Consider the following 24,085-nt stretch of genomic DNA (forward strand, 5'->3'; position numbering starts at 1 on the left):
AGCCGAAAAGAAGGGAAAGACGCGAAGTCAGACCGATCACGGATGGCGACATCGATACTCGTACTCGAAGCTCAGGAGCCGGCGAGGCGGCCCGTTTTGCGCGGCGGAGCGGCGTTCACCGGTCCGCCAATGTGGGATTCGCGCACATCTTGTGCCAGCCACATGCTTCCTTCAAGCAGCAAATTTCAGAGGCCGGTCGCCCGACCTCATCGTCGTTTCTCAGCAGAGCTTGGTCACGCGTTCCACGCTTCGGGGAAGATGCCGTCCCGGATGGCGCCGCGGGCGTAGTAATTCCAGAGCTTGCGGATGTGATGCCCGCGCCTGAAGCCATGGGAGAAGGACTCGATTTCGGCTTCTGTCAGCGGCTTCAGCTTGCCGATCGCGGCGGCACGATAGGCGGCCTCGGCGTTCTCGACGAGGTGCAGCGAATCGATGAAGACGCCGCGCACCGTTTCGGCGGTAACGATCTGCCCATGTGCGCGAATTTGCATGGCGTGGTGCGGTCCGAGCGTTGCAACGATACCCCGACCCTTTTCGGCATCGTCCACGTGGGCGGGATCCGGATGGACCGGAATACCGCTCTTCCAGCGGACCGCGTGGTTCTTGAAGGGCAGCAGCGGTACGTCCTCGACCAGCGTGAAGACGTTCGTCACGTCGTGATGGAAGTGTGCGATCGAATTAACGTCCATCCTTGCGCGAAAAATCTCACAATGAAGGAATACCTCAGAAGGAGGTTTGACGCCTTCGGGGCCGGACACGACCTTGCCGTCGAGGTCGCAGACCAGGAGATCGTCGGGAGACACTTCCGCACGACTCTTCTCCTGCGGCTGGATCAGGAAGGTGACGCCTCCCGGCAGCCGGGCACTGACATGGCCGCTATACTCCAGTATTTTCAAGCTGTTGAGCAGCCGCGTGCTCATTGCCACATCAAGGCGCAAGGACGCTTCGGACGGTGCGTCCGCCGTCTCCGCGGCCGCCGCACTGTCGCTTTTCTTATGAACCTGCATGAGTTCCTCCGTGAGATAGAATAAATCTCACATTATACGACTTCTTTGCTTTCGCAAGCGCGCCGGAGCGTCGGTCATCGGCCGCACACGAAGGAGTGGCGTTAAACCTCTATCGTGACGTTCTCGTCCTCGATCACCACCTTGTAGGTCTTGATCGGGATCATGCAGGGCGGTGTGACCACTTCGCCCGTGCGTACGTCGAACGCGCCGTTGTGGAAGTCACACTCGATCGTGTGGCCGTCGAGATAGCCCTCGGAAAGCGAACCTGGGCCGTGCGTGCACAGGTCGTCGGTAACGTAAAACACGCCGTTGACGTTGAAGACGGCGAGGGTGAGGTCGCCTTCCTCAACGCGTATCGCGCTGTCCCAGTCGACGTCGCTCGTGGAACACAGCCTAATTCTGGTGCTTGCCTCGGCCATTCCTGGCTCCTCCTTCGTTGCGTTGCAGGCCCGCTTGACGGGACGGTCATCAGATTGTACGTTGCTTAAAAAGAAACAGCGTTCCGTATATAGGAACACCAAGAAAATACCTGATCGATCGAGAACGTCAACCCGAAATTCGGGAATGCCCGCGAGACGGTCGGAAGAAGGCGACGCAATTCGGCGCACCGCTCAACCGGTCCGCAACATGGAGGAAGTGAAATGCTCAGGAAGGAACAGAACGATCTTCTAACGCAGACAGGCCCCGGCACGCCGATGGGCGACATGTTTCGCTGTTATTGGATCCCGGCGCTGCTTGCGGAGGAGTTGCCCGACAACGATTGCGCGCCCGTCCGTGTGAAGCTTCTGAGCGAGCGCCTGCTCGCCTTCCGTGACAGCGAAGGCCGCTACGGGCTGATCGACGAATTCTGCGCCCATCGCGGCGTCTCGCTCTGGTTCGGGCGCAACGAGCAGGGCGGTCTGCGCTGCCCCTATCACGGCTGGAAATACGACCACACCGGCCAGTGCACCGAAGTGCCTTCGGAACTGAAGGAAAGCGGCTACTGCGGCAAGATCAAGCTGAAATCCTATCCGCTGATCAAGATCGGTGACATCCTCTGGACCTACATGGGGCCGGCGGAAAAGCAACCGCCGCATCCCGAATGGGAGTTCGCGCTCGTTCCTTCAGAACAAACCTTCACATCGAAGCGCTGGCAGGAGTGCAACTGGCTGCAGGCGATGGAGGGTGGCATCGATTCCAGCCACGTCTCCTGGTTGCACAGCGGCAATCTCAACAGCGACCCGCTGTTCAAGGGCGCACGCGGCAACAAATACAACATGTCGGATGCGAGGCCCTTCTTCGAGGTGACCGACAGCGAGGGTGGTCTGTTCATCGGCGCCCGACGGAATGCCGAAGAAGGCCATTACTATTGGCGCGTCACACCCTGGGTCATGCCCTCCTTCACAATGGTTCCGCCACGCGGCGACCATCCCGTTCATGGTCACTTCTGGATTCCGATCGACGACGAGAACTGCTGGGCCTGGAGCTTCGACTATCACCCCGTTCGCGCGCTGGCGAAAGAGGAACGTCAGGCGATGATCGACGGCAAGGGCATCCATGTCGCCTATGTGCCTGGAACCTACCGGCCGCTTGCCAACAAGGACAATGATTACCTCATGGACCGCGAGGCCCAGCGCAAGGGCATCACCTATTCTGGCGTCGAAGGCATCGCGATGCAGGACGCCTCGCTGCAGGAAAGCATGGGGCCGATCGTCGATCGCAGCAAGGAAAACCTGGTTTCGACCGACAACGGCATCATCATGGCACGACACCGCCTGCTGAAGGCCGCTCGCGCATTGCGTGACAAAGGCGTCGTTCCTCCGGGCGTCGATCCGGTTCATCACCGCGTCCGTTCGGCTGCGATCGTGCTGCCGGTCGATAAATCCTATGTCGATGTTGCTGACGAGGCGTTGACCGTGATCGAGGGCAAGGCGCCGACCAGCGTTTGAGGTGGGGGCCGGGACACGGATCCCGGCGGCTCAGTCGTCGGGATCCGTGGTTTGCCCACAGCTGGTTTTAATGAGGAGAAATGTCATGCAGCTCGGACTGAGCGAAAGTGCGCGCTTCGCCACCGCGGAGGAAGCACGTTTCCGTATCGCATACCCGAATTCGAGGCCACGCAAGTCCCGTGTCATCGCTTTGGATGAACCGAGTCTGGCGATGCTGCGCACGCTTGCCGACATGCCCTGGAGCGGCGCGCATTTCCTGCGTTACGTCAACGCAAAAGGAGCAACTGATTCCCTGCACATGCTGCCGGTCGACGCGTTCTTGGAGGACCTTGAAGGGAAGAGGTTCAGCCTCGCCGACGAGCTCGCCGATGCCGACATCATCGTCATGGTGACGACAGCCGGTACCGCGGCTGAAGCCGCAGAAGTGATCGGCAATGCCTGTTTCGTCCGCAACAAGCTGGCGACCGGACTTGTGCGCAACGCCGAGGGTATCTCCGCCGAGGATCTGGCACGCACGCTGACGACCATGCGTCCGTTCGCGGCGATGCTGGTGGTCTCCAACGGCGACGAATATGTCGGCGAAATGCTGAGCGCGCTCAGGGTTTGAGATCGGCAGGGTGGTGATGTGAGACCATGGCAACTGTGTTATGGACGAGCCGTAACTCTCGCGATGAAACGGACAATCACGCCATGAACGCACCCACCAAACCACCCGCGCGCGGAGGAAAAGGCCCCGCCGGCAAGCGCAACCGCCTCTCGTCAGTAACGACGGCGATCCGTCTCCTAAAGGCTTTTTCCGAGGACGAGGCCGAGATCGGCGTCAGCGCCCTGGCGCAAAGGCTGAAGGTCGCAAAGAGCACGGTCCATCGTTTGGCGGTGACGCTCGTAACCGAAGGGTTGCTCGAGCAGAACCCGCAAACCGAACGCTATCGGCTTGGCGTCGGCCTTTTCGCCCTCGGTACGCTTGTCCGCCGGCGCATGGATCTCTCCAACGAGGCGAGACCCTATCTGTTCGATCTGCGCAAGCTGACGGGCGAAACGATCATTCTGGGCATCCCCTCCGACGGCGAGGTGATGCACGTCTATGACCTTGAGAGCCCGCAGGCCCTGGCGATGAAATCCGATCTCGGCGCGCGCAAGCCCGCCCATTGCAGTGCCGTCGGGCGCGCGATCTTCGCCTTCGCCCCGGAACCGGCCATCGAGCGGATGCTTGCCGGGCCGCTGCAGCGCCGAACGGCGAAGACGATTACCGATCCGGCACGCCTGAGGGAGATGCTGGCCGAGGTTCGGGAACGCGGCTACGCCATCGAGGACGAGGAAAGCGAACCCGGAATCCGCGGCATTGCCGCTCCGGTGCGCGATTCGACTGGCGCTGTCGTCGGCGCGGTCGGTATCGCTGGCCCATTGCAGCGGCTGTCTCTCGAGGCGCTTGAAGGCTTTTCGCCGGCGCTTCTCGAAGCGGTCGCGGCCATTTCATCCCGCCTCGGTTACACGGCGGCCTTTCGAGAGAGATACGACTTAGGGAGTTGAACATGCCGGCAATTGCACTCAAGGGAAGCGACGTCGAATGGAATTGTGCCGATGGCGACACGATCATGCGCTCGGCGCTGCGCGCCGGGCTCGGCTTTCCCTATGAATGCAATGTCGGTGCCTGCGGCAATTGCCGTTTCGATCTTCTCGAGGGTGAGATCGAGGAACTGCGCTCCGATGCGCCGGGTCTCAGCGACCGCGATCGGGAGCGCGGCCGGCGCCTCGGTTGCCAGGCCCGGCCGCTGACGGACTGCGTCGTAAAGCTCCGGCTGATGGCGCAATATGAAAGCCGCTTCCCGCCGGTTCGGCAGGAGGCGGAACTGACCGAAGTGCGCGACATCACGCACGACATCCGCGAGTTTCGTTTCCGGCTGGATAAGCCGGCCCGCTTTCTCCCCGGCCAATATGCCTTGCTGGACCTTCCGGGGGTCGAAGGCAGCCGTGCCTATTCCATGGCCAATACGGAGAACGAGGCGGGCGAGTGGCACTTCCAGATCCGCCGCGTTCCGAACGGCGCGGCGACGGGCAAGCTGTTCGACGGTGTCGCCATCGGCGACCGCATCGGCATCGATGGTCCCTACGGCATGGCCTATCTGCGGACCGAGTCGGACCGCGACATCGTCTGTCTTGCCGGCGGTTCTGGCCTTTCGCCGATGATCTCGGTTACCCGCGCCGCGGCTGTGTCGCCGCTCCTTGCCGGGCGTCGGGTCGACTTCGTTTATGGAGGGCGAACGGCGCGCGATATCTGCGGCAGGGACATGCTGGCCGAACTTCCCGGCTTCGGCTCGAATATCCACTATCATCCGGTCGTCTCGGGCGCGGACGACGATGACTGGGACGGTCATCGCGGCTTCGTGCACGAGCTTGCGGCAAAGCTTTTCTCCGATCGCCTTCCCGAATGCGAGGTCTATTTTGCCGGTCCTCCGCTGATGGGGCAGGCGATCCAGAAGATGCTGATTGACCTCGGCGTGCCGCCCGCCCAGGTTCATTTCGACCAGTTCTATTGACCGGTGAAAGGCTCGCATCAGAATGCTTGGACATGCAATGAAGCTCCGCCAGCTTGCCTACTTCGTCAAAGTCGTCGAGGTGGGCAACATCACCCGGGCAGCCGAGCAGCTCAATCTCGCACAGACCGCGCTTGGTATCCAGATACGCAATCTCGAGAACGCTCTGCAGATCCAGTTGCTCGATCGCCACTCGCGCGGCGTCAGCGCAACGCCCGCCGGCATGCTGCTTTACGAGCGCGCCATCGAAATTCTGCAACGGCTCGAGGAGACGCGCCGGGACCTGATCGCACTTGGCGGTGAGCGGCTGCGCATCAGATTCGGCGCGACGCCGAGCATTCTGAAGTTGATCGGGACTGAACTGCTCGTTGCCGCCAATGCGCAGCTGCCCGGCATCGCGCTCCATGTCGTGGAGGAGCTGAGCTTCGTGCTTGCCGACGCGCTTGAGCGCGGCGAACTCGATTATGTGCTTGCTTACGACATCGAGGAGAACGCGGGTATCCGGCGCGTCGCGCTGATGGAGGAGGATCTCCTCCATGTGTCGGCGCCGAACGGCGGGGAGCAGGGCAGCGATATTTCCTTCCGGCAGGCAGTCGCCGGCGATCTCGCCCTGGTCTCGAACCGCGACATCATCTGGCGGCGGGTGCATGAGACAGCGTCGCGTCTCTCCGTCGACGTCAAGATCACCTATCAGGTCCAATCCAACGAGGCGATCAAGGCGCTCGTTCTGCACGGCGTGGCGCAAAGCATCATGCCTTACGGGATCGTCGCGGAGGAGATCAAGACGGGCCAGATCATCGGGCGGCGCGTGGACCGGCCCGCTGTCAAGCGGACGCTGTTTCTCGCTCATCCTGCGCATCGAGGGGTTGCTGACGAAAAGCCTTTCCTCGCGTTCATCGACAAGATGGTCGACCGCCTGGTCGCCGAGGTCGGGCTTTACGCGCACCCGATCGATCGGCTGGTTCCCGCCGAGCAAGCGTATTCTCTTTGAGCAAGCCAATAGGTTTTATCTTGGACATTTGACGGCGCGCATTCGATGATCGGCGCAAATTGGATGTGAAAAGGGCGGGAAACGGTGGAGGAGCCGTCCGGGATTTTCGCTTGTAAATCGCGGGCTTGCGCTCGGCCAACCCAAGCTTTCCTGTCCCCGGTATTGCTAGGGAGACTATTCTGACTTCGTCGCTTCGTTTGTCGTTCGGTTGCTGGAACTACGACCGGACACGTCCCCTCATGGACAGAACGGTCGCGCCCGATGGGATCGATCTCGTCTATCTCAACATGCCCGTGGAAGAGACTTTCTTTCGCATGCTGCGGCATCGGGAATTCGACATCGCCGAGATGTCGCTTTCGTCCTACGTCATGTCCTGCTTTGCCGAGACACGTCCTTTCGTGGCGATTCCAGTCTTTCCGTCCCGCTATTTCAGACATTCGTCGATCTACGTGAATGCCGCGGCCGGCATTCGGGAGCCGAAGGACCTGATCGGCAAACGCGTCGGGACGCCCGAGTATCAGATGACGGCCCCCGTCTGGATACGCGGCATCCTTTCCGACGAGTACGGCGTCAAGGTCGACGACGTCACCTACTATGCCGGCGGCGAGGAACAGCCGAACCGGCCGGAAAAGCTGCCGCTCGATCTGCCGAGCCACATCCGCGTCAACCGCATCGGCCCGACGCAGACGCTATCGGCCAGGCTGCGCGACGGCGAGATCGACGCGCTCTACACGGCTCGAAAACCTTCTTCCTACGAGGAATCGGCCGGCCGTGTCCGACGTCTGTTCGAGAACTTCGTCGAGATCGAGCGGAGCTATTTCAAGCGGACCGGCATCTTTCCGATCATGCACACGATCGTCATTCGGCGGGAGGTCTACGAGGCGCATCGCTGGATCGCACAATCGCTCTACAAGGCCTTTGCCGAAGCGCAGTCGCGCGTCTACCGCGAACTCGAAGAGACGGCGGCATTGAAGGTCATGTTGCCTTGGTTGAACGCCCACGTCGAGGAAGCGCGTCGACTGATGGGCGACGATTACTGGAGCTACGGTTTCAAGCAGAATCGGGAGACACTCGAAACATTCCTCCGCTACTCCTACGAGCAGGGACTGTCGAAGAGGAAGCTTTGCGCGGAGGAAATCTTCGCGCCGGAGACGATGGAGAGCTTCGTCATCTAGGAGCGAACCGACGCCTGTTTGGCAGAGCGGATCATATTGGATTAATTCAACCCGCATAAGCTGTTAGCAGAGGTTCTGAGAGGCACGCCCTGCCATGCGATCGCTGCATGGCAGGGCTGTTTGCGTTGGTCTTTTTGTTGTTGCGTTGCGGTATTATATGCAACCGGTATGCAACGGAGAGATGATTGAAATGACAACGCTCGCAGCACGCCGGCCCGCTAACGCAGAATGGGTTCGCAGCATGTTCGGCGGGTTCATGGAGGGCATGAGCCTGGTCAGTGCCGCGCACGAGTGCGCAATGGCGACCAGAGAGCGACGCCGCCCGTCAGCCGCTGCCCTGCAGACGCTCGGCATCGACGAAGTCGCCTTCGGCCGCACTCTCAGGCGCCGCTAACGCGATCAGCAGCGAAGCGCACAGCCCCGCACAGTGGCCCGCTCGGTGGGAAGTGATCTCCTGCGACAGCCGCATTGTTTCTAAGACAGCATGAACGGGCCGCTCGCTGGAGCCGCCCGTTTTTTGTTTCTTGCGTGGATAGCTTCGCTGCCTCGCAGGAGCCGTGCTTACAGAACGCCGGTCATGATGCCCAGGCCGGCGAGTGCCATGGCACCTCCGCCGAGTTGCGTCGCGACATGGGACTTGGCGCCAAAACGTCCAAGGGCAAGGCCCAATCCGATGCCGACGAGATGCAGCAATGCCGTTGCAGCCATGAAGCCGAATGCATACTGAACGCCCGATGCATCCATCGGCATCTCGGCGCCGTGGGCGTAGCCGTGGAAGACGGCGAAGAGGCTGACGACACCCATTGCCGCGGCAGTCGACGGGCTCCAGCGAAGCGCGACTGCCAGACCGAGCACGATCACCGATGCCGCGATGCCGGTCTCGACAAACGGCACGGCAATGCCCTCAGTCCCCAGAGTACCGCCCGCGGCCATCATCAGCACGAAGCTCGCCGGAACGAGCCAGAGGGCGCGTCCACCGAGAGTGGAGGCGAATGTGCCGACGGCGACCATGGCGAGGAGATGGTCCAGGCCGCCGACCGGGTGCATGAAGCCGTGCGCCAGGCCGCCTGCCGGGCCGACGCCGGTATGGGCATGCGCGATGGCCGGGAGGGTTGCAGCGGCCAATGCCAGCAGACCACTTTTGATTGCTGCTCTCATCTTTCAGTTCCCTTGATGTTGCGAACGATTCTGCAGATGCCAACCGCTCGGTACCTGTGCGGATCTCATTGGGGGGCGAACCTGCTATGTTGAAAATCAACCATCTCACCACGAAAGTAAATTTTAATCTCTTTACGTGCGCATTAAGTTTTTTTATGCTTCGCGAATGAAAAATATCACGTTTCGGCAGTTGAAGTCGATACGCGCGATCGAGGCACACGGTAAGGTCGTCGGCGCCGCGAAAGCACTCGGATTAACCGCGCCGGCCGTTACCTTGCAGTTGAAGCAGATCGAGGCTGAAGCCGGCGTCCAGCTCTTCGAGCGCATGGCCCACGGAATGTTTCCGACGGAAGCCGGACACGCGGTCCTGGCTGCCGCGCGCGATATCGAGGAGCGCCTTTCACTGCTGGAAACCGAGCTCAACGCCTTCAAGGGCGTGAAGCGCGGGCACATTGCCGTTGGCGCGGTTTCGACGGTCAAGTACTTCGCAAAACCGATGGTCGCGGCCTTTTCGAGTGCATATCCCGACATCGACCTCGAACTTTTTGTCGACCGCCGCGCCGAAACGGTGGAGCGTTTGAAGAACAGAACGATCGACATCGCGCTGCTTGGGCGCCCGCCGCGAGAATTCTCGGTGCGCGCGGCGATATTCGGAGAGCATTCGCTGGTCGTCGTCAGCGCGCCCAATCATCCGCTTGCCGGGCGGCAGGGCATTTCCAAGGCGGAAATCGCGCGCGAGCATTTTTTCCTTCGCAGCCCCGACTCCGGGACGCGCATCTTCTTCGACCGTTTCATGAGCGAGATTCCGGGAAGGGTCGATGGCCCTAATACGGAAATGGAATCGATCGAGGACATCAAGCGCGCGGTGATGGCAGATACCAGCGTCGCCTTTCTCGCCGCCCACAGCGTCGCCGCGGAGGTCCAGGCGGGCGAACTGACGATCCTCGATGTCGTCGGCCTGCCGATCCGCCGGCAATGGTTTGCCGTCAGCCGGACAGATCGCGCGATGACCCCGGTCATTGCCGCCTTCGAGGACTTCCTCGCGACCCAGGGGAAGGAATTCCTGCCAGACCTCGTGGCCGCAGAGGATGCGGCCCCCTGATTCTCGGGAGCCGCTTTGTCACTTCTTGTCAGCCGTTACGCGACGCTTCCGCCTGGCGGAGGAAGTCGATCACACGCGCGTTGGTGGCGGCGGATGTTTGCTCCGAGACGGGAACGTCCCAATACTGCGATCCGGGGATGCATTCCTGGAGGTATCGCGCGGCCGATGTCGCGTGGGAGGCGTCGGCCCCCGGAATGATCAGCGTCGGGATGTTCAGGCGCAACAGGTCCTCCGGTTCGGCGCCGGGCGAGGTATCCCTGTCGAGCAACGTTCTCGGCATGCCCGCGAGGATCGCCTTGTAGTGATCGACGTTCTGCCGGACATAGCGCTCCGCGAACTCCGGATCGTGCCTGAGAACCGAGATCCACGGGCCGCCGCGGGGATCGGCACCAAAAGCCTTGTTGCTCTCTTTCGCCAGTGCGACGACCGCCTCCAGGCCATTCTGATGGACGAAAGCCAGATGCTCGGCGAAGCGCTGGTGGCCCGCGATGCGGTAGCGCGCGCCGCCGACCGGCCAGAAAAGCACCATGCCGAGGACGGATTCGGGCAGCTCGGCCGCAAAGGCGGCGACGACGCTGCAGCCCATGCAGCCGCCCATCAGATAGGCCTTGTCGATGCCGAGATGGTCGAGAAGACCCTTGCCCTGCCTGATGTAATCCGACCAGGTGACCCGCTCGACGCGGCCGCCGGACTTGCCAGTCTCGCGCCGGTCGAAGGTGATGCAGGTAAAGTGCTCAGGCAATTGTTCCAGGAACCGGATCTCGGCATAGATGCCCTGCGTCCGCCATTTCTCGATGGTCGCATCGAAGCCGCCGGGCGAGTACATGAGCAGCGGCGGTCCCGAACCAAGTACCTCGTAGCGTGTCGCGATGCCGTCGATCGTTGTTAGTGCCATATTCAATCCTCCTCGAAACGGCGCATCATTCTTTACAAAGCCGCTTGGCATATGCGCGCCTCCGGAACGTGTCGCGCCCGGCAGGGCGCACCTGGTCACTGATTTGGATCGGATCGACCCAAATCAGTGATCGTTTCTGACAGGTCAGAGCGAGATGCGACGGGAAAACCGCTCACAGCTATCCCCCCGCTCTAGACCCCGCCGCAGCCGAGTTTCTTCAGGCTTTCGTCCACCCAGAGCTTCGGGTCGAGCTTGCCGACGAGCGTGTTGGCAAGCGTCTTCGCCTCTGCCTCGTTCTTGGCCTTCGCCGTGGCGTAGACGTCCTCGACCTGGTCGAACGGTACGCAGACGAGGCCGTCTTCATCGCCGAGCATGAGATCGCCCGGCTCGATGATCATTCCGCCAAGGGAAATTGGAACGTTGATCTCGCCTGGTCCGTCCTTGTAAGGGCCACGATGGGTGATGCCGGCGGCGAAGACCGGGAAGGTATTGGCCTTGATCCAGCCGTAGTCCCTGACGGCACCATTGAGCACGACGCCGGTGACGCCGATCGCCCTTGCATGAGAGAGCATGAGCTCGCCGACGAGGGCGTTGGTTAGATCCCCGCCAGCGTCGACCACGATGACGTCGCCGGGGCCGGCCATCAGCAGCGCCTTGTGGATCATCAGATTGTCGCCAGGCCGCGTCTTCACCGTGAAGGCCGCGCCGGCGAGCACGCCGGAAGCGTGAAGCGGCCTGAGGGCTGCCCCGCCAGCCGTCATGCGGGACATGACGTCGCTGACGTTCGCGACCGGCAGGTCACGAAATTTTTCGATCATCGCCGTGCCGACGCGCTGCCGCCGGTCGAGGACCCTGAATCCAAGTGTCATCTGCCTGTTCCTCTTGATCGCTACGGCTCACATCCACGGCATCAATGATGCGTGGATGACATCCGGTACGCCCTGGCCACCGACCGACTTGATCGCCAGGTCTGCGTCCTTGAGGCCGAAGCGGTGCGTGGTGATCTTTTCGAGCGGGAAGCGGTTCGATGCGATCTGTTCAAGCGCCAGCTCGCAGGCGAGATAGCTGTGACCGCGCGCACTCTTGATGGTGATCGCCTTCGTCGTCACCTTCTCGAGCGGGAAGTTCGGGAACTCCTTCATCTCGCCCTGAACGAGTATCGTCCCGGCCTTTCGCTTCAGCGCCTCGACGCCGAGCAGGATCGGAATCGTGCCGGCGCCAGCCGTGCAGTCGAGAGAGATGTCGACACCCCTGCCGCCGGTAATCTCCATGATGCGTGCAAGCGGATCCTCCTGCTGCACGTCGATGACGTAGTCGGCGCCAAGGGTCTTCGCGACCTCGAGGCGGGCCGCGTCCTTCGAGGTTCCGGTGACAATGATCAGCGATGCGCCCGCCTGCTTGCAGACGACCGTCTGCGACAGGCCCTGCTGGCCCGGCCCCTGGATAAGTACTGTGGAGTTATAGCCGACGCCGGCATCGAAGAGCGACCATTCAACCCCATTCGCCATTGGCGTGACAAGGCCCGCGAGTTCCGGCGTTACGCCCTTGGGCACCCGGTGGACGACGGCGTTCCAGGGGAGATAGACATATTGCGCGAAACCGCCCCAAAGGTGCGGCGCGCGTTCGGCCGAGGTGTAGCCGTAACGAATGCCATCTGGATTGTTGCGCCAGTCGGTGTTCTCGCAATGGCGATATTGTCCCTGATGACACCATTGGCACTTACCGCACATGACATAGTGCTCGACGAAGACGAGGTCGCCTTCCTTGAAGCCCTTGCGACGCGTGAATTCGCGGCCCGCTTTGGCGATGTACCCGATGTTCTCGTGCCCCATGATCGTCGGCGCGTTCGTCGGCGGGCTCTTGAAGAGTTTGACGTCCGTGCCGCAGATGCCGGCGACCTCCATCTTGAGGAGGGCTGCATCCTCCGGAACGTCCGGCATAGGGAATTCGCGGATTTCCATCTTGCTCGGACCGGTGCGGACCGCCGCGAGGACCTGTTCTGGCATGTTCACTTTCCTTTCGAATGCCGCGTGGCCGTTCGCATGCGCGGCATGCGAATATGGTCAGGCTTGTTTTTCCGGATTCGTTTTTGACAGGTGCGGCCACGCCGCCCTATGTAACGGGTGACCGCTTCCGGCTCAGGTGCCGGCGCGACTGGTTCAAAATCATGCTCAAGACCGCCGCTTCGAAACCCGAACATCTCGCCGCCGTCCGCCAGGTGAAGGTCTGGACGCGCGAGCGTTTCGCGCTTGCCGACGATGTCGCGATCATGGTGTCGGAAATTGCTTGCGGCCTGCCGGGATGTCCGCCGCTCGAAACGGTTGTCGCCTTCTGGACGGCACCGGACCGGCGTCACCAGTTCAAGGTATTCAAACGCGCCGTCGAGGTTCGGGAGGACGATCTGCCGCCGTCCTGGATGAAGAACGCAATCATCTCGGACGACGACGCGTCCTGCTGCTGAAGCCGCCCAACAGAGGGCCGGCGGGCAGCGGTGGATGATGGGTGAAACGCCTCGCATGGCGCGTCACGCTGCCCGCGCCGGCCGCCCGCGCTTTGCGAGCTGGGCATCGAGCCTCGGATAGACGCGGCGGGCGTTACCTTCGAAAATCTTGTAGCGGCTTTCCTCGTCGAGCGTTTCAAGCTGATCGATGTAGCGCTTCGTGTCGTCGTAGTGGTGGCCCGTTTCCGGATCGATGCCCTTGACGGCTCCGAGCATTTCCGAGGCGAAGAGGATGTTGTCCACCGGGATGACCTTGGCCATCAGTTCGATGCCCGGATAGTGATAGACGCAGGTGTCGAAGAAGACGTTGTTCAGTAGGTGCTCCGAGAGCAACGGCTTTTTCATCTCCTGAGCAAGCCCGCGATAGCGCCCCCAATGGAACGGCACCGCGCCGCCGCCATGCGGGATGACGAATTTCAACGTCGGGAAGTCCCGAAAGAGATCGCCCTGAATCAGTTGCATGAAGGCGGTGGTGTCGCCGTTGATGTAGTGAGCGCCGGTATGGTGGAAACACGGATTGCACGAAGACGTCACGTGGATCATCGCCGGCACCTCCAGTTCGCAGAGCTTCTCATAGAGCGGGTACCACTGCCGGTCCGTGAGCGGAGGATCGGTCCAGTAGCCGCCTGATGGATCGGGATTGAGATTGACGCCGACGAAACCCAATTCGTTGACGATGCGCTCAAGCTCGGGAATGCAGTTCTTCGGCGGTGCGCCAGGATGTTGCGGCAATTGTCCGACCGCGGCGAAATTATCGGGCAGCAGGCTGCAGATTCGATAGATCAGGTCGTTCGACATCGCCGACCACTGCATGCTGATGGCTTCGGTTCCGACGTGATGAGCCATGCCGGCCGCTCGCGGCGAAAAGATCGTCAGATCGCTTCCGCGTTCCTTCTGGAATTTGAGCTGCGGTTCGACCGATTTCAGCAGCATCTCGTCGGTGATACCGAGGTCGAACGACAGCGGCCGTCGCATCGGATCTGCGAGACCGGCGAGCTGCTTATCCCTGAACTGGTGGAGCGCCTGCGGCTCCGTTGTGTAGTGTCCGTGAATGTCGATGATCATGGCGGCATCCTCGTGCTGCAGCGGGCGAGGGCGGCTCCGTCCGCTTCCTCGCACCTCAAATTGAATGGAATAGTTCGTCCACGTCGTAGACGCGCGGTGTGATCTGCTGCTCTGCCGAATAGGCAAAGGCGAGCTGCAGTGATCGGCGGTTTTCTTCCAGCCCGTAAGGCGGAGGCGGTGCGGCGGCGTCGGCCTCGGCCACGGCCACGCGCCGCGCCTCGTCGAACAGTTCCATCAGCTCGCCGCCGAGCCACGGATATTCGTCCGTCAGGGCAGTCTTCACCGTCAGCACGTGGTTGATCGGAACGATGCCGGTTGCGGCGATCCAGTCTTTCGCGGCCTTCTCGGCAGCGGGGACGACGCTGCGGATCCCCGCCGGATCCACCTCGCGCTCACCCATGATCGCCGACAGCTCGCCTGCGAGCATCAGTGGTCGCAGGGCCATCTCCGATTGATTGCGTACGGCGATGGCCGGGTCGTCGTATTCGCTGAGATGCGCATCCTCCATGGTGACCCAGGTGATGCTGTTGAGGTCGACGCCGTATTCATGCTGAAGGACCCCCCGGACCCAGACGCCGGACGTCTGGGCATAGGCGCGCACGCCGACCTTCGTGTTTTCCAGGTCACGCGGTCCATCGATCGTCGATTCGACGGGGCAGACGAGGTTGGTATGGGGCAACCGGCTCCAGAGCGGTACGGCGAGGCCGGTGATCGGCTTTCCATAATGGTGCGCCAGCAGATGGGTGACGATCGCCATTTCCGAAAGATCGAGGTCTCCGCCGCGCACCATCGTACGGAACGCCTTTGGCAGCGGATCGAATTCCTGGAACTCGAGCGTCACACGGCTCGATCGGACCCTGCCATCCTTCAGGGGCTTTACGTGATCGTGCTTCCCGACCGCGGTCCGTAAAACCAATAGTTCGACCATCTGCGTGTACCCTCCCTTCGACGTGTTCCTTTATACGGAACGATGTTCTGATTTAAGTATCATACCGTGAATCACCTTGCGGTCAATCGCGGCAGGACGATTTTTATCTTTCGTCAGGTTCCAAGGGGGACGTCGGGCAGCAATGGCGACTGCCGACGTCCTCGGCCGCGGTCGGCTGCGCCCGCGAGACTTGAACACGCATGGAAATCGCGTGAGGTTTCAGGCCATTCCGGCGAGGCTCAGCAGAAAATAACCGACACCGACCACGGCAAGGACGGGATAGGCCCCGGTTTTCGTCGTCAACAGGACGGCGCCCGCGCCGAGGGATGTTGCCAATTCGAGCGGCGTGAACCTGGCCGATTGCGCGACGGTGAAGACGCCGGCGAAAATCAGGCCGACGGCGACGGGGGCGAGACCCTTCTCCGCCGCCATCGCCCAAGCGGAGCGGCGATGGCGTTGCCAATAGCTGCCTAAAATGCAGAGCAGGACGGACGAGGGAATGAATATCGCGAGCGTTGCGAGAATCGCTCCCCAAAGGCCGCTGACCTCCCATCCGATCAGCGCTACGATCAAGGTGCCCGGCCCGGGAGCCGCGCGCGAAATAGCGTAGAGATCGGTGAACTGCGGACCGCTCAGGAGTTGCAGGACATCGACAGTCTGATGCTGGAGGCTCGCCACGATCGTCTGGCCGCCGCCGAAGGAAACCAGCGACAGGGGGATACAGAGCAGAACCAGACCGAGCAGCTTGTCATCAACCACGCGATTTCTCCCGTTCGATCCAGAATGTTGCGGCAACGCTGACGGGAATGGTGGCCGCAACGACGGCGACCAGGGACCAGTGCAGGACGCCAACCATCAGGAAGACGGACAGCGCGATCAGAATGGGCAGCGCATGCGCGTTGAGCCGGCGGGCGGTTTTGATTCCCATCGTCAACGAAGAGGCGATGCCGACGCAGGCAAGTCCCCGCAGCACTGCCTGTGCCTCCGGGTGGGACCTGAGCTGCTGGTAAGTGACGCTCATCACCAGGATCACCGCGAAGGCGGGCAACACCATGCCGAAGAGGGCAATGCAGGCGCCGGCTATCCCGCGCAGTTTAAGGCCGATATATACGGCGAGGTTGACCGGATTGGCGCCCGGCATGATCTGGGCGACCGTCAGCGTCTTCAGGAATTCCTCGTCGGTCAACCAGGCGCGGCGCTCGACGATCTCACGGTGGGTCCAGCCCGCCATGCCGCCTCCAAAGGAGGAGGCGCCGAGCCGCAGAAAGGAAGCGAGCAGGGCAAGAGAGGTCACCGTCTGCTCCTTCTCCATGCCGATGTCGCCGACGGGTTTGTCCATTGGTGCTCCGATAGCGCAATCTCCCGCCCGGCAGTCCGGAAGTGCGGGGAGAGCAAATGATAGGCGTGCGATTGGCGCGACACGCTTGCCCTGCGCTTGCGTGAGACCGTCGGATGCTAGTGGCGCAAACTCCGGAAAGTCCATGCCATTTCGCCTTAGCGTCGCTTTAAGAAAAACTTATCGACCCCGTCCGTCCACGTGACACGTGTCTGGCGAGAGGGCCAGTTGAGGCCTGTCTCGCCCGACCAAGTCACAACCAGAAAGGTGGCGGAGATAGCAGTTCAATGAAGATTATTACGTTCTAAAGAACAGAAATAACGGGAATATCAATTGGATAAATGTGTGGTTGCGGGTCGCGGCAACAGCGTCCTCAATCATGGTGCCGATTTCTGTCCGCGCGAAAACTGTTGGACTAAGCATAATTTTTTGCTTTGGACAAAGGTCACAGCGGTGGCACTAATGAAAACCACGCGACAGCAGGGGCCAGCACCGATGGTGGCAATCGCCCTGTCTGCAGGAGGAGTTCGCAAGTGATTGCCCGATGGAGCCGCGATCTGATCGGCGGGAACTCCATTCCACGGGAGGATTGGAACCAGAAATGATCGAGACTATGTTCGGGGCGCTCTTCAATCTTGTGAGCACCCCCCATACCATGGGTCTCATGCTGATCGCAGTCGTCTTCGGACTGCTCGTCGGCGTGACGCCCGGCATCGGAGGCAAGCTCTCCATCGCCATGGCGATTCCGTTCGTCTATGGCATGGACATGGTAGCAGGCGCCGTTTTCCTGCTGACCATGCACGCCGTCAACGGCACCAGCGGCCAGATATCGAGCATCATGTTCGGCATCCCCGGCGATGGGGATGATGCGGCAACCACGCTTGACGGTTATCCGCTCGCCAAGCAGGGCCAGGCGGCGCGTGCGCTCGGCGCCAGCATTACCGCGTCCGGTGTCGGCGGCATCATCGGCGCCGTCGTTTTCGCCGTGATGATCCCTGTGCTGGAGCCGGTCATCCTGATGTTCAGCCCGGCCGAGTTCTTCCTGATCGCCCTTCTCGGCATCAGTTTCATCGCGTTTCTCGCGAGCGGCAGCAAGATCGTCAAAGGCGTGATTGTCGGCTTCTACGGCCTCATGCTGTCGACGATCGGCATGGATCCGATCACCGGCACGCCGCGCTATGCAGGGGACATGCTTTTCCTGTGGGACGGCGTTAGCTTGGTGACCGCGGTGCTTGCGATGTTCGCCGTGCCGGAAATGCTGGCGCTTGCCACCAAGGGCGGTGCGATCTCGGCTGCACCGATGGACAAGGCCTTCTCGTACCGGCAAATGTTTTCCGGCGTCATGGAAGTTCCGCGCCACTGGTGGCTCGTGCTCCGCACCTCAGTCATCGGCTCGGTCATCGGCATGATCCCCGGCCTTGGCGGCTCGACCGCGGCATGGCTCTGCTATGGCCACGCGGTGCAAAGCTCGAAGACGCCGGAGCGGTTCGGCAAGGGCGCGATCGAAGGCGTCATCGCACCGGAAACGGCCAGCAATGGCAAGGAAGGCGGCTCTCTGCTTCCGACCCTCTTCTTCGGCATTCCCGGCAGCTCGGGCATGGCCGTGCTGCTCGGCGCCTTCCTCATCCTCGGCATCCAGCCGGGCGCGATGATGGTTACCAAGCACCTTGATCTTGTCTGGACGCTGATCTGGGCACTGGTTGTGGGCAACCTCATTGCCGTCGCCATGCTGCTCGTCGTCTGTCGCTGGATCGCGGTTCTGACCTTCGTCAACGGCCGCATGCTGGCGCCCTTCATTCTCGTCTTCGTGACGATCGGCTGCTTCGTCAGCGATGTGCAGTGGCAGAACCTCGTGGTCCTCGTGCTGTTCAGCGCGATCGGCTACGGCTTCCAGCGGGCCGGCTGGCCGCGCTCGCCCTTCGTCATCGGCCTCGTTCTCGGCGGCCAGGCGGAAGCCTCGCTGCACCAGGCGCTGCAGTTGTGGGGTTACTCCTTCTTCCTGCGCCCGATGTCGCTGGTCCTCATCGGCATGATCGTCGCGCTGATGATCTACGCCTTCTATCGCAACTTCCGGTCCGGCAATGGCCAGCCCAGCGTGGAGGTCAACACGTGAAGCACCTTTCCTTCAGCACATGGCTCACCATCGTCATGCTCGCCTTCTTCATTGTCATGGTGGGCCTCTCGATGGAGTTTCCAGCCAAGGCGCGCTTCATGCCGCTGATCGTCGGTCTGCCGGCCATTGCGCTCTGCCTCGTCCAGCTCGGCATCGACTTGATGCCGTCGTCGAGGAGCGCATTCCACAGTGCGCCGCGTGCCGGTGTGGCACATCCGGCCGGTCCGGATCCGGAACTGCCGGAATTCGGAGTGCACACGGTCTCGCAGGAACTCCTAATGTGGACTTATTTCGTCGCCTTTGTCGCCGGAATCCTGGTCTTCGGTTTCTACGCGAGCGTGCCAGTGCTGCTGGTAACGTTCCTCCGTCGGGAGGCCGAGGCGTCGTGGCGGTTCGCCTTGTCGCTGGCGGCAGTTGCCACACTGGTGCTCTACCTGATGTTCGGTGCGCTACTGCACATCCAGCTCCACCCCGGTTTCCTGACGCCCTGGTTGGTGCAGGCAATCGGGATAGGGGCAGCCTGACCGAGATCGGCGAGGAGGCGGTTCGAAACAACGCGGGCGCCCTTCGGAGCGCGCGCCAAAACGAAACACCAAACGAATAACAAGGATGGTTTCACGTTGGCAGCGCCACCGTGAGCGGGACCGGTTTGCCGCTCGCAGACGCTGTCGGGAAACGGGGACCTCCGAAATCGGGCGGCTTATGCCCGGAAGGTAACGGGAGGAAACAATGGGAATGCAAACACTTCGCATAGCGGCATCGGGCGCGGCCATCATGTCAACATTCTGGCCAGGGCTTGCCTTGGCCGAGGACGGGGTCGAATTCTTCAACGGCAAGACCATCAACTACATCGTCGCGACGGCGCCGGGCGGCGTCTATGACACCAACGGCCGCCTCGTCGCGCAGTACATGCAGAAATATCTGCCGGGCTCGACCTTCGTCGTGCAGAACATGCCGGGCGCCGGCCATCTGCTGGGCACGAACTATATCTATGCCTCCGAACCGGACGGTGTTACCTTCGGCACCTTCAATACCGGTCTGCTCTACGGTCAGCTCAGCGGCGACCCGAACATCAAGTTCGATCTGACGAAAATGTCTTGGATCGGGAAGGTCGCATCTGACCCGCGGATCATTCTCGTCACCAAGGAATCGGGGATCGAAAGCTACGAACAGCTCAAGACCCTGAAGGAGCCGGTCAAATTCGCGACCGCCGGCAAGGGAAGCGCCTCGATGATCGAGGCGACCATGTTCGTCAACGCGCTCAAGCTGCCGATCCAGGTGGTTTCGGGCTATAACGGCAACGAGGACCAACTCGCGATGATGCGGGGCGAGGTCCAGGGTGTCATCGGATCGCGGTCGGAATTTCAGCAGTTCGTCGATGAGGGCAAAGGCCGCTTCATCGCGCAGGTCGGCGGCACGGAAACGGACGTGCCGCAACTCTCCACGATGGTCGATGACGCGACGGCGAAGCAGGTCGTCGGCCTGATCGAGTCGCAGAGCGGGATCTCGCGCCTTTCCGCCGGCCCCGCCGGAATTCCGGAGGATCGCCTGAAGGCTCTCCGGGATGCGTATAAGGCCGCTACGTCCGATCCGGAATTCATTGAGAAGGCGCGTGCACTCGGTCTTCCGGTCGATCCCGCGGTCGGGGACGAGGTCAGGACGCGAGTCGAGAAGGCTTTGGACCAGGCGCCGGAGGTCATCAACGTGCTGAAAGAGGCGCTGAGCGAAGGCTGATGCGCGCTAGATCACGATGACTTTGGGTCGAATCGACCCAAAGTCATAAACGTGACCGATTCTAATAAGTTAGAGCGGGATGCGGGCGGAAAACCGCGCGCACCTTACCTCATCCCCTCTGCCGAAATTCAAGCTTCAACTGGGAGGAAAAACAATGAAATGGCATTCAATTCGCATGGCGGCTTGCGCGACTGCGGCTTTGCTCACGATCTCGACTACCGGCGCTTCAGCGCAGGAGGGCAAGGAGTTCTTCAACGGCAAGACGGTAAATTATATCGTCGCGACCGGACCGGGCGGCGGCTACGACACCAATGGCCGTCTCGTGGCGCAGTTCATGCAGAAATATCTGCCGGGTTCGACCTTCGTCGTCCAGAACATGCCCGGCGCCGGCCACCTCATCGGAGCGAACTATATTTACGCTTCCGAGCCGGATGGCCTGACATTCGGTACGTTCAACACCGGCCTCATCTACGGGCAGCTCGGCGGTGACCCCGGCATCAAGTTCGACTTGGCGGACATGTCCTGGATCGGGAAGGTCGCCTCCGATCCGCGCGTCATCGTCGTGAGCAAGGATTCCGGCATCGAGAGCTACGAGCAGCTCAAGGCTCTGAAGGAGCCGATCCGCTTTGCTTCCGCCGGTGTCGGCAGCGCCTCCACGATCGAGACCACGATGTTGGTCAACGCGCTCGACCTGCCGATCCAGATTGTTTCCGGCTACAACGGCAGCGACGACCAACTCGCCTTGCGCCGGGGCGAGGTGCAGGGGATCATCGCCTCGCGCTCCTCCTTCCAGCAGTTCGTGGATGAGGGCAATGGCCGCTTCATCGCCCAGATCGGCGGTTCGGAGACGGACGTGCCGCAGCTCTCCTCGCTGGTCGACGATGAAGAAGCCAAGAAGGTCGTTGCTCTGGTGGCCTCGCAAAGCAACATTTCACGGCTTACGGCAGGTCCAGCCGGCATCCCGGAAGACCGGCTGAAGGCTCTGCGCGATGCCTACAAAGCAGCCACGTCCGATCCGGAATTCCTGGCGAAGGCACAGTCTCTCAGTCTGCCGGTGGACCCGAAGGTAGGTGAAGAAGTCGCGACAACGGTCAAGGCGGCTATGGATCAGACGCCGGAAATCGTCGAGTTCCTGAAACAGACCCTTCTGTCGCGTAACTGAGCCTTGCGGCGCTGCGGGCGGTGGTCATGCCGCCGCCCGTTTGGTTGGCCTGCCACCACCGACGCGGCCGTCATCGCCGGCACGAGGGGCCGCCGCCAATTCCTTAAATCGGAGCCGATTTAAGAAGAAATACGCAACTAATCAAAGCGTTACACATGTTTTTGCACGTCTGAAAGGACGCGTGGCGCCGTAGCGCGGCAAGCAGATCCTGAGGTGGAAATGAAAATCGGTGTCGTTGGAACGGGAGAAATGGGCCTCGCGATGGCGGGTCACCTGCTGGAAAGAGGCTTCGAGGTTTCGGCCTTCGACGTCAGCGAACGAGCGACTGGCGGCGGCCGAGGCACGCGGCATCGCATCGAAGCGAAGCCTCGATGAACTGGCTCGTTCGGCTGATGTCTTTGTTCTCGTCGTTGCAACCGATCAACAGGTTATCGATGTTTGCGAGGAGCTTGCGGTCAAGGCAGCCGACGATACGCTGATCGTCGTTGCAGCGACGATCAGCCCGGAGACGATGCGCGACCTTGGTCCGCATCTGAAGGCAAAAGGCAAGCGTCTCGTCGATGCGCCGGTCGTCTACGGCGCCGCCGGAGCGCGGTCAGGCACGCTGCTTTCGCTCTGCGGCGGGACGGAGGAGGACGTCGAGCGCGTTCGCGCGGCGCTGATGAGCTACAGCCGCGATGTCGTGCATGTCGGACCGCTCGGGGCGGGGCAGATTGCGAAATCCTGCAACAACCTGCTGCACTGGATTCATTGCGTCGCCAATTTCGAAACCCTCCTGATCGCGAAGCGTTACGGCATCGACGCGCAGCGCATGCGCGAGATTCTGCTGGCCTGTCCCGGCACGAATGGCACGCTGGCGCGCTGGGATTCCACGCGCTTCACCTGGCAGGAGAAGGACATGGACGTCACCCTCGAGCTTGCGCAGAAGGCCGGGCTGATGCTGCCGCTCGCCGGCCAGGTGGACCAGATCATCAAGACATTGAAGGCCGACGACGTGAAAGCCCTGCTCTATGGACCCGAGGCGACCTATCTTGGGCGGACGGTGAGACCGCTCGCGCCCTCGGAAGGCGGTCTCGCCTGACGGATTTCGCCCTTTGGTGTCGCCGGCGAGCGCAGTATCGGGAAAACGCCTTTTCCGAAAACACACTACCGACGCCGGTTCAAAAGACTCATAGTTCGCGCCGAATGCGGAACGATAAAGCCAAATGAAAGTGAACCAGATGGCCAGTACTGTTGATACAAAGCCGCTCAGTGGTGAACCGGTTGCGGTTTCCGATCCCGGCAATACCAAGTTCCTCGTCGATCCTTATAAGGATTGGTCGAAGGGGGAGGGCATCCCGATCCATTTCGATCTCGGGCACGATCTCCTTGCGCTCGAAACCGGACCATGGGATCGCTACGACGCGCGCGGCTGCTTTGCGCACACTCACGGCATGGGCGACTTCATGGCGAACTACGTCATCGAGGTCCTGCCCGGCCGCAAGACACGCCCGGTGAAACACCTCTATGAAGCGTTCTTCTATGTCCTGTCGGGCTATGGCTCGACGACCGTCTGGCTTCCGAACGGTGAAGTCCGCACGTTCGAATGGGGGCCGAAGGCGCTCTTCGCCATCCCGTTGAACTGCCTCTACCAGTTCAACAACGGTTCGGGTGTCGATACCGTGCGCCTCTCCTGCACGAACAACGCGCCGCTGACCATCAACCTTTACCACAACCTCGATTTCGTCTTCGACAACGACTTCGCTTTCAAGGACCGCATCGGCCAGGCCAAGCATTTCGAAGGCGAGGGCGCGCTTTATTCCTACGGCTTGGAATCGGCGCGAAAGGTGCAGAACATCTGGGAAACCAATTTCGTCCACGACCTGACGAGCTTCAAGCTCTATGAGTTCGAGGGACGCGGCAAGGGATCGCTCAACGTCAATTTCGTGCTGGCGGACGGAACGATGCATTCCCACGTTTCGCAGATGCCGGTCGGCCGATACAAGAAGGCGCATCGCCATGCCGCAGGAACGCACGTCCATGCCGTCGACGGCGAGGGATACTCGCTGATGTGGTATGAGGGAGACTCCGAATTCAAGGAGATCCCGTGGCGCCACGGCTTCATGTATACGCCGCCGTTTTGGATGTACCACCAGCATTTCAACACCTGCGACCAGCCGGCGCGTTATGTCGCTTGCAGTCTCGGCAGCCGGCGCTACCCGTTCATCTCGCTGCGGCGCAAGAGTGCGGAAGGCGGCGGGGCGACCTCGGTCAAGGACGGCGGACGGCAGATCGAATACGAGGATCAGGATCCGCGCGTGCATCGCAAGTTCCTTGAGGAGTTGCAGAAGACTGGCGTTCCGTCTGCCATGGGCGACATCTTCGACGAGGCGGCTATCATGGCCCTGCCGAAGGAAAGCCTGACGGGTGTCATCCAGACGCCCATCCTTGCCGGTCCCGCGACGTAAGGCACGGCGC

At 61.4% G+C, this 24,085-nt stretch carries 26 protein-coding genes; 16 read left to right on the forward strand and 10 right to left on the reverse strand.

Translation table 11 applies throughout. The features are described 5' to 3' along the window. Window positions 1-233 precede the first annotated feature (233 nt). Both QN219_RS21460 and QN219_RS21465 read right to left on the reverse strand, forming a co-directional pair. Window positions 234-1,007: a class II aldolase/adducin family protein gene (locus tag QN219_RS21460; RefSeq protein ID WP_284001977.1), complete on the reverse strand. Its 774-nt coding sequence runs from the start codon at window positions 1,005-1,007 to the stop codon at window positions 234-236. 101 nt (window positions 1,008-1,108) lie between these two features. Beyond that, window positions 1,109-1,426, reverse strand: coding sequence for a non-heme iron oxygenase ferredoxin subunit (locus QN219_RS21465; protein ID WP_284001978.1), 318 nt, complete (start codon window positions 1,424-1,426; stop codon window positions 1,109-1,111). Between the two features lie 222 nt (window positions 1,427-1,648). On the opposite strand from QN219_RS21465, the gene QN219_RS21470 reads away from it, so the two are divergent. From QN219_RS21470 to QN219_RS21500, 7 genes are all read left to right on the forward strand, one after another. Continuing rightward, entirely contained in the window at window positions 1,649-2,935 is a 1,287-nt protein-coding gene (locus tag QN219_RS21470) for a Rieske 2Fe-2S domain-containing protein (RefSeq protein ID WP_284001979.1), read from the forward strand. A gap of 85 nt (window positions 2,936-3,020) precedes the next feature. Then, complete coding sequence (locus tag QN219_RS21475; protein WP_284001981.1) at window positions 3,021-3,542, forward strand: hypothetical protein; 522 nt, start codon at window positions 3,021-3,023, stop codon at window positions 3,540-3,542. 83 nt (window positions 3,543-3,625) lie between these two features. After that, window positions 3,626-4,465, forward strand: coding sequence for an IclR family transcriptional regulator (locus tag QN219_RS21480; protein ID WP_284001982.1), 840 nt, complete (start codon window positions 3,626-3,628; stop codon window positions 4,463-4,465). Window positions 4,466-4,467: 2 nt separating this feature from the next. Then, window positions 4,468-5,472 carry an FAD-binding oxidoreductase gene (locus tag QN219_RS21485; protein ID WP_284001983.1) on the forward strand — a complete coding sequence of 335 codons (1,005 nt, stop codon included), beginning with the start codon at window positions 4,468-4,470 and terminating at the stop codon, window positions 5,470-5,472. A 37-nt stretch (window positions 5,473-5,509) separates the two neighbouring features. Then, window positions 5,510-6,460: a LysR family transcriptional regulator gene (locus tag QN219_RS21490; protein ID WP_284001984.1), complete on the forward strand. Its 951-nt coding sequence runs from the start codon at window positions 5,510-5,512 to the stop codon at window positions 6,458-6,460. 239 nt (window positions 6,461-6,699) lie between these two features. After that, window positions 6,700-7,635, forward strand: a complete 936-nt coding sequence (locus QN219_RS21495; RefSeq protein WP_284001986.1) for an ABC transporter substrate-binding protein — start codon at window positions 6,700-6,702, stop codon at window positions 7,633-7,635. A gap of 190 nt (window positions 7,636-7,825) precedes the next feature. Continuing rightward, entirely contained in the window at window positions 7,826-8,029 is a 204-nt protein-coding gene (locus QN219_RS21500; protein WP_269275310.1) for a hypothetical protein, read from the forward strand. A gap of 167 nt (window positions 8,030-8,196) precedes the next feature. Here the strand turns inward: QN219_RS21500 and QN219_RS21505 are convergent, their stop codons facing one another. Further along, window positions 8,197-8,793: a HupE/UreJ family protein gene (locus QN219_RS21505; RefSeq protein WP_284001987.1), complete on the reverse strand. Its 597-nt coding sequence runs from the start codon at window positions 8,791-8,793 to the stop codon at window positions 8,197-8,199. 166 nt (window positions 8,794-8,959) lie between these two features. Between QN219_RS21505 and QN219_RS21510 the strand changes: the two genes are divergently transcribed. Next, window positions 8,960-9,895 carry a LysR family transcriptional regulator gene (locus tag QN219_RS21510; RefSeq protein ID WP_284001989.1) on the forward strand — a complete coding sequence of 312 codons (936 nt, stop codon included), beginning with the start codon at window positions 8,960-8,962 and terminating at the stop codon, window positions 9,893-9,895. A gap of 28 nt (window positions 9,896-9,923) precedes the next feature. On the opposite strand, the gene QN219_RS21515 is transcribed toward QN219_RS21510, so the two are convergent. The 3 genes from QN219_RS21515 to QN219_RS21525 all read right to left on the reverse strand — a co-directional run bounded on the left by QN219_RS21515 (window position 9,924) and on the right by QN219_RS21525 (window position 12,796). Continuing rightward, window positions 9,924-10,790 carry an alpha/beta hydrolase gene (locus QN219_RS21515; protein ID WP_284001991.1) on the reverse strand — a complete coding sequence of 289 codons (867 nt, stop codon included), beginning with the start codon at window positions 10,788-10,790 and terminating at the stop codon, window positions 9,924-9,926. Window positions 10,791-10,981: 191 nt separating this feature from the next. After that, complete coding sequence (locus QN219_RS21520) at window positions 10,982-11,659, reverse strand: RraA family protein (protein ID WP_284001993.1); 678 nt, start codon at window positions 11,657-11,659, stop codon at window positions 10,982-10,984. 27 nt (window positions 11,660-11,686) lie between these two features. Then, the gene (locus tag QN219_RS21525; RefSeq protein ID WP_284001995.1) at window positions 11,687-12,796 is read right to left on the reverse strand and encodes an alcohol dehydrogenase catalytic domain-containing protein; all 1,110 of its coding nucleotides are present in this window, start codon (window positions 12,794-12,796) and stop codon (window positions 11,687-11,689) included. An 83-nt stretch (window positions 12,797-12,879) separates the two neighbouring features. Between QN219_RS21525 and QN219_RS21530 the strand changes: the two genes are divergently transcribed. Further along, entirely contained in the window at window positions 12,880-13,251 is a 372-nt protein-coding gene (locus tag QN219_RS21530) for a hypothetical protein (protein WP_284001997.1), read from the forward strand. Between the two features lie 63 nt (window positions 13,252-13,314). Here the strand turns inward: QN219_RS21530 and QN219_RS21535 are convergent, their stop codons facing one another. The 4 genes from QN219_RS21535 to QN219_RS21550 all read right to left on the reverse strand — a co-directional run bounded on the left by QN219_RS21535 (window position 13,315) and on the right by QN219_RS21550 (window position 16,622). After that, window positions 13,315-14,355 (reverse strand): amidohydrolase family protein, encoded by a 1,041-nt coding sequence (locus QN219_RS21535; RefSeq protein ID WP_284001999.1) that lies wholly within the window; start codon window positions 14,353-14,355, stop codon window positions 13,315-13,317. 55 nt (window positions 14,356-14,410) lie between these two features. Continuing rightward, window positions 14,411-15,283, reverse strand: coding sequence for a phosphate ABC transporter substrate-binding protein (locus QN219_RS21540; protein ID WP_284002000.1), 873 nt, complete (start codon window positions 15,281-15,283; stop codon window positions 14,411-14,413). Window positions 15,284-15,502: 219 nt separating this feature from the next. Beyond that, window positions 15,503-16,042, reverse strand: coding sequence for a chromate transporter (locus QN219_RS21545; protein WP_284002001.1), 540 nt, complete (start codon window positions 16,040-16,042; stop codon window positions 15,503-15,505). Then, window positions 16,035-16,622 (reverse strand): chromate transporter, encoded by a 588-nt coding sequence (locus QN219_RS21550; protein WP_284002002.1) that lies wholly within the window; start codon window positions 16,620-16,622, stop codon window positions 16,035-16,037. The genes QN219_RS21545 and QN219_RS21550 overlap by 8 nt, the downstream gene beginning before the upstream one ends. A 598-nt stretch (window positions 16,623-17,220) precedes the next feature. Here QN219_RS21550 and QN219_RS21555 point away from each other — a divergent pair. The 7 genes from QN219_RS21555 to QN219_RS21580 all read left to right on the forward strand — a co-directional run bounded on the left by QN219_RS21555 (window position 17,221) and on the right by QN219_RS21580 (window position 24,075). Continuing rightward, window positions 17,221-18,732, forward strand: coding sequence for a tripartite tricarboxylate transporter permease (locus QN219_RS21555; RefSeq protein WP_284002004.1), 1,512 nt, complete (start codon window positions 17,221-17,223; stop codon window positions 18,730-18,732). Continuing rightward, on the forward strand, window positions 18,729-19,256 hold the full coding sequence (locus QN219_RS21560) for a tripartite tricarboxylate transporter TctB family protein (protein WP_284002006.1): 528 nt from the start codon (window positions 18,729-18,731) through the stop codon (window positions 19,254-19,256). The genes QN219_RS21555 and QN219_RS21560 overlap by 4 nt, the downstream gene beginning before the upstream one ends. 211 nt (window positions 19,257-19,467) lie before the next feature. After that, complete coding sequence (locus QN219_RS21565; protein ID WP_284002008.1) at window positions 19,468-20,466, forward strand: tripartite tricarboxylate transporter substrate binding protein; 999 nt, start codon at window positions 19,468-19,470, stop codon at window positions 20,464-20,466. 154 nt (window positions 20,467-20,620) lie between these two features. After that, entirely contained in the window at window positions 20,621-21,628 is a 1,008-nt protein-coding gene (locus tag QN219_RS21570) for a tripartite tricarboxylate transporter substrate binding protein (RefSeq protein ID WP_284002009.1), read from the forward strand. A gap of 261 nt (window positions 21,629-21,889) precedes the next feature. Further along, entirely contained in the window at window positions 21,890-22,003 is a 114-nt protein-coding gene (locus QN219_RS34200) for a hypothetical protein (protein WP_405052185.1), read from the forward strand. Next, a complete protein-coding gene (locus QN219_RS21575; protein WP_405052186.1) occupies window positions 21,954-22,709 on the forward strand; it encodes an NAD(P)-dependent oxidoreductase in 756 nt (251 codons plus the stop codon). Before QN219_RS34200 ends, QN219_RS21575 begins: the two co-directional genes overlap by 50 nt. 139 nt (window positions 22,710-22,848) lie before the next feature. Further along, window positions 22,849-24,075 carry a hypothetical protein gene (locus tag QN219_RS21580; RefSeq protein ID WP_284002011.1) on the forward strand — a complete coding sequence of 409 codons (1,227 nt, stop codon included), beginning with the start codon at window positions 22,849-22,851 and terminating at the stop codon, window positions 24,073-24,075. Window positions 24,076-24,085: the final 10 nt, after the last annotated feature.

It is taken from the genome of Sinorhizobium sp. 8-89, assembly GCF_030124325.1.
GTDB lineage: Bacteria > Pseudomonadota > Alphaproteobacteria > Rhizobiales > Rhizobiaceae > Sinorhizobium.

Bases quoted from the DNA above. Each gene is read 5' to 3' on its own strand.
- QN219_RS21460 (WP_284001977.1), bottom strand. From the start codon at position 1,007: ATGCAGGTTCATAAGAAAAGCGACAGTGCGGCGGCCGCGGAGACGGCG.
- QN219_RS21465 (WP_284001978.1), bottom strand. From the start codon at position 1,426: ATGGCCGAGGCAAGCACCAGAATTAGGCTGTGTTCCACGAGCGACGTC.
- QN219_RS21470 (WP_284001979.1), top strand. From the start codon at position 1,649: ATGCTCAGGAAGGAACAGAACGATCTTCTAACGCAGACAGGCCCCGGC.
- QN219_RS21475 (WP_284001981.1), top strand. From the start codon at position 3,021: ATGCAGCTCGGACTGAGCGAAAGTGCGCGCTTCGCCACCGCGGAGGAA.
- QN219_RS21480 (WP_284001982.1), top strand. From the start codon at position 3,626: ATGAACGCACCCACCAAACCACCCGCGCGCGGAGGAAAAGGCCCCGCC.
- QN219_RS21485 (WP_284001983.1), top strand. From the start codon at position 4,468: ATGCCGGCAATTGCACTCAAGGGAAGCGACGTCGAATGGAATTGTGCC.
- QN219_RS21490 (WP_284001984.1), top strand. From the start codon at position 5,510: ATGAAGCTCCGCCAGCTTGCCTACTTCGTCAAAGTCGTCGAGGTGGGC.
- QN219_RS21495 (WP_284001986.1), top strand. From the start codon at position 6,700: ATGGACAGAACGGTCGCGCCCGATGGGATCGATCTCGTCTATCTCAAC.
- QN219_RS21500 (WP_269275310.1), top strand. From the start codon at position 7,826: ATGACAACGCTCGCAGCACGCCGGCCCGCTAACGCAGAATGGGTTCGC.
- QN219_RS21505 (WP_284001987.1), bottom strand. From the start codon at position 8,793: ATGAGAGCAGCAATCAAAAGTGGTCTGCTGGCATTGGCCGCTGCAACC.
- QN219_RS21510 (WP_284001989.1), top strand. From the start codon at position 8,960: ATGAAAAATATCACGTTTCGGCAGTTGAAGTCGATACGCGCGATCGAG.
- QN219_RS21515 (WP_284001991.1), bottom strand. From the start codon at position 10,790: ATGGCACTAACAACGATCGACGGCATCGCGACACGCTACGAGGTACTT.
- QN219_RS21520 (WP_284001993.1), bottom strand. From the start codon at position 11,659: ATGACACTTGGATTCAGGGTCCTCGACCGGCGGCAGCGCGTCGGCACG.
- QN219_RS21525 (WP_284001995.1), bottom strand. From the start codon at position 12,796: ATGCCAGAACAGGTCCTCGCGGCGGTCCGCACCGGTCCGAGCAAGATG.
- QN219_RS21535 (WP_284001999.1), bottom strand. From the start codon at position 14,355: ATGATCATCGACATTCACGGACACTACACAACGGAGCCGCAGGCGCTC.
- QN219_RS21540 (WP_284002000.1), bottom strand. From the start codon at position 15,283: ATGGTCGAACTATTGGTTTTACGGACCGCGGTCGGGAAGCACGATCAC.
- QN219_RS21550 (WP_284002002.1), bottom strand. From the start codon at position 16,622: ATGGACAAACCCGTCGGCGACATCGGCATGGAGAAGGAGCAGACGGTG.
- QN219_RS21555 (WP_284002004.1), top strand. From the start codon at position 17,221: ATGATCGAGACTATGTTCGGGGCGCTCTTCAATCTTGTGAGCACCCCC.
- QN219_RS21565 (WP_284002008.1), top strand. From the start codon at position 19,468: ATGCAAACACTTCGCATAGCGGCATCGGGCGCGGCCATCATGTCAACA.
- QN219_RS21570 (WP_284002009.1), top strand. From the start codon at position 20,621: ATGAAATGGCATTCAATTCGCATGGCGGCTTGCGCGACTGCGGCTTTG.
- QN219_RS34200 (WP_405052185.1), top strand. From the start codon at position 21,890: ATGGCGGGTCACCTGCTGGAAAGAGGCTTCGAGGTTTCGGCCTTCGAC.
- QN219_RS21580 (WP_284002011.1), top strand. From the start codon at position 22,849: ATGGCCAGTACTGTTGATACAAAGCCGCTCAGTGGTGAACCGGTTGCG.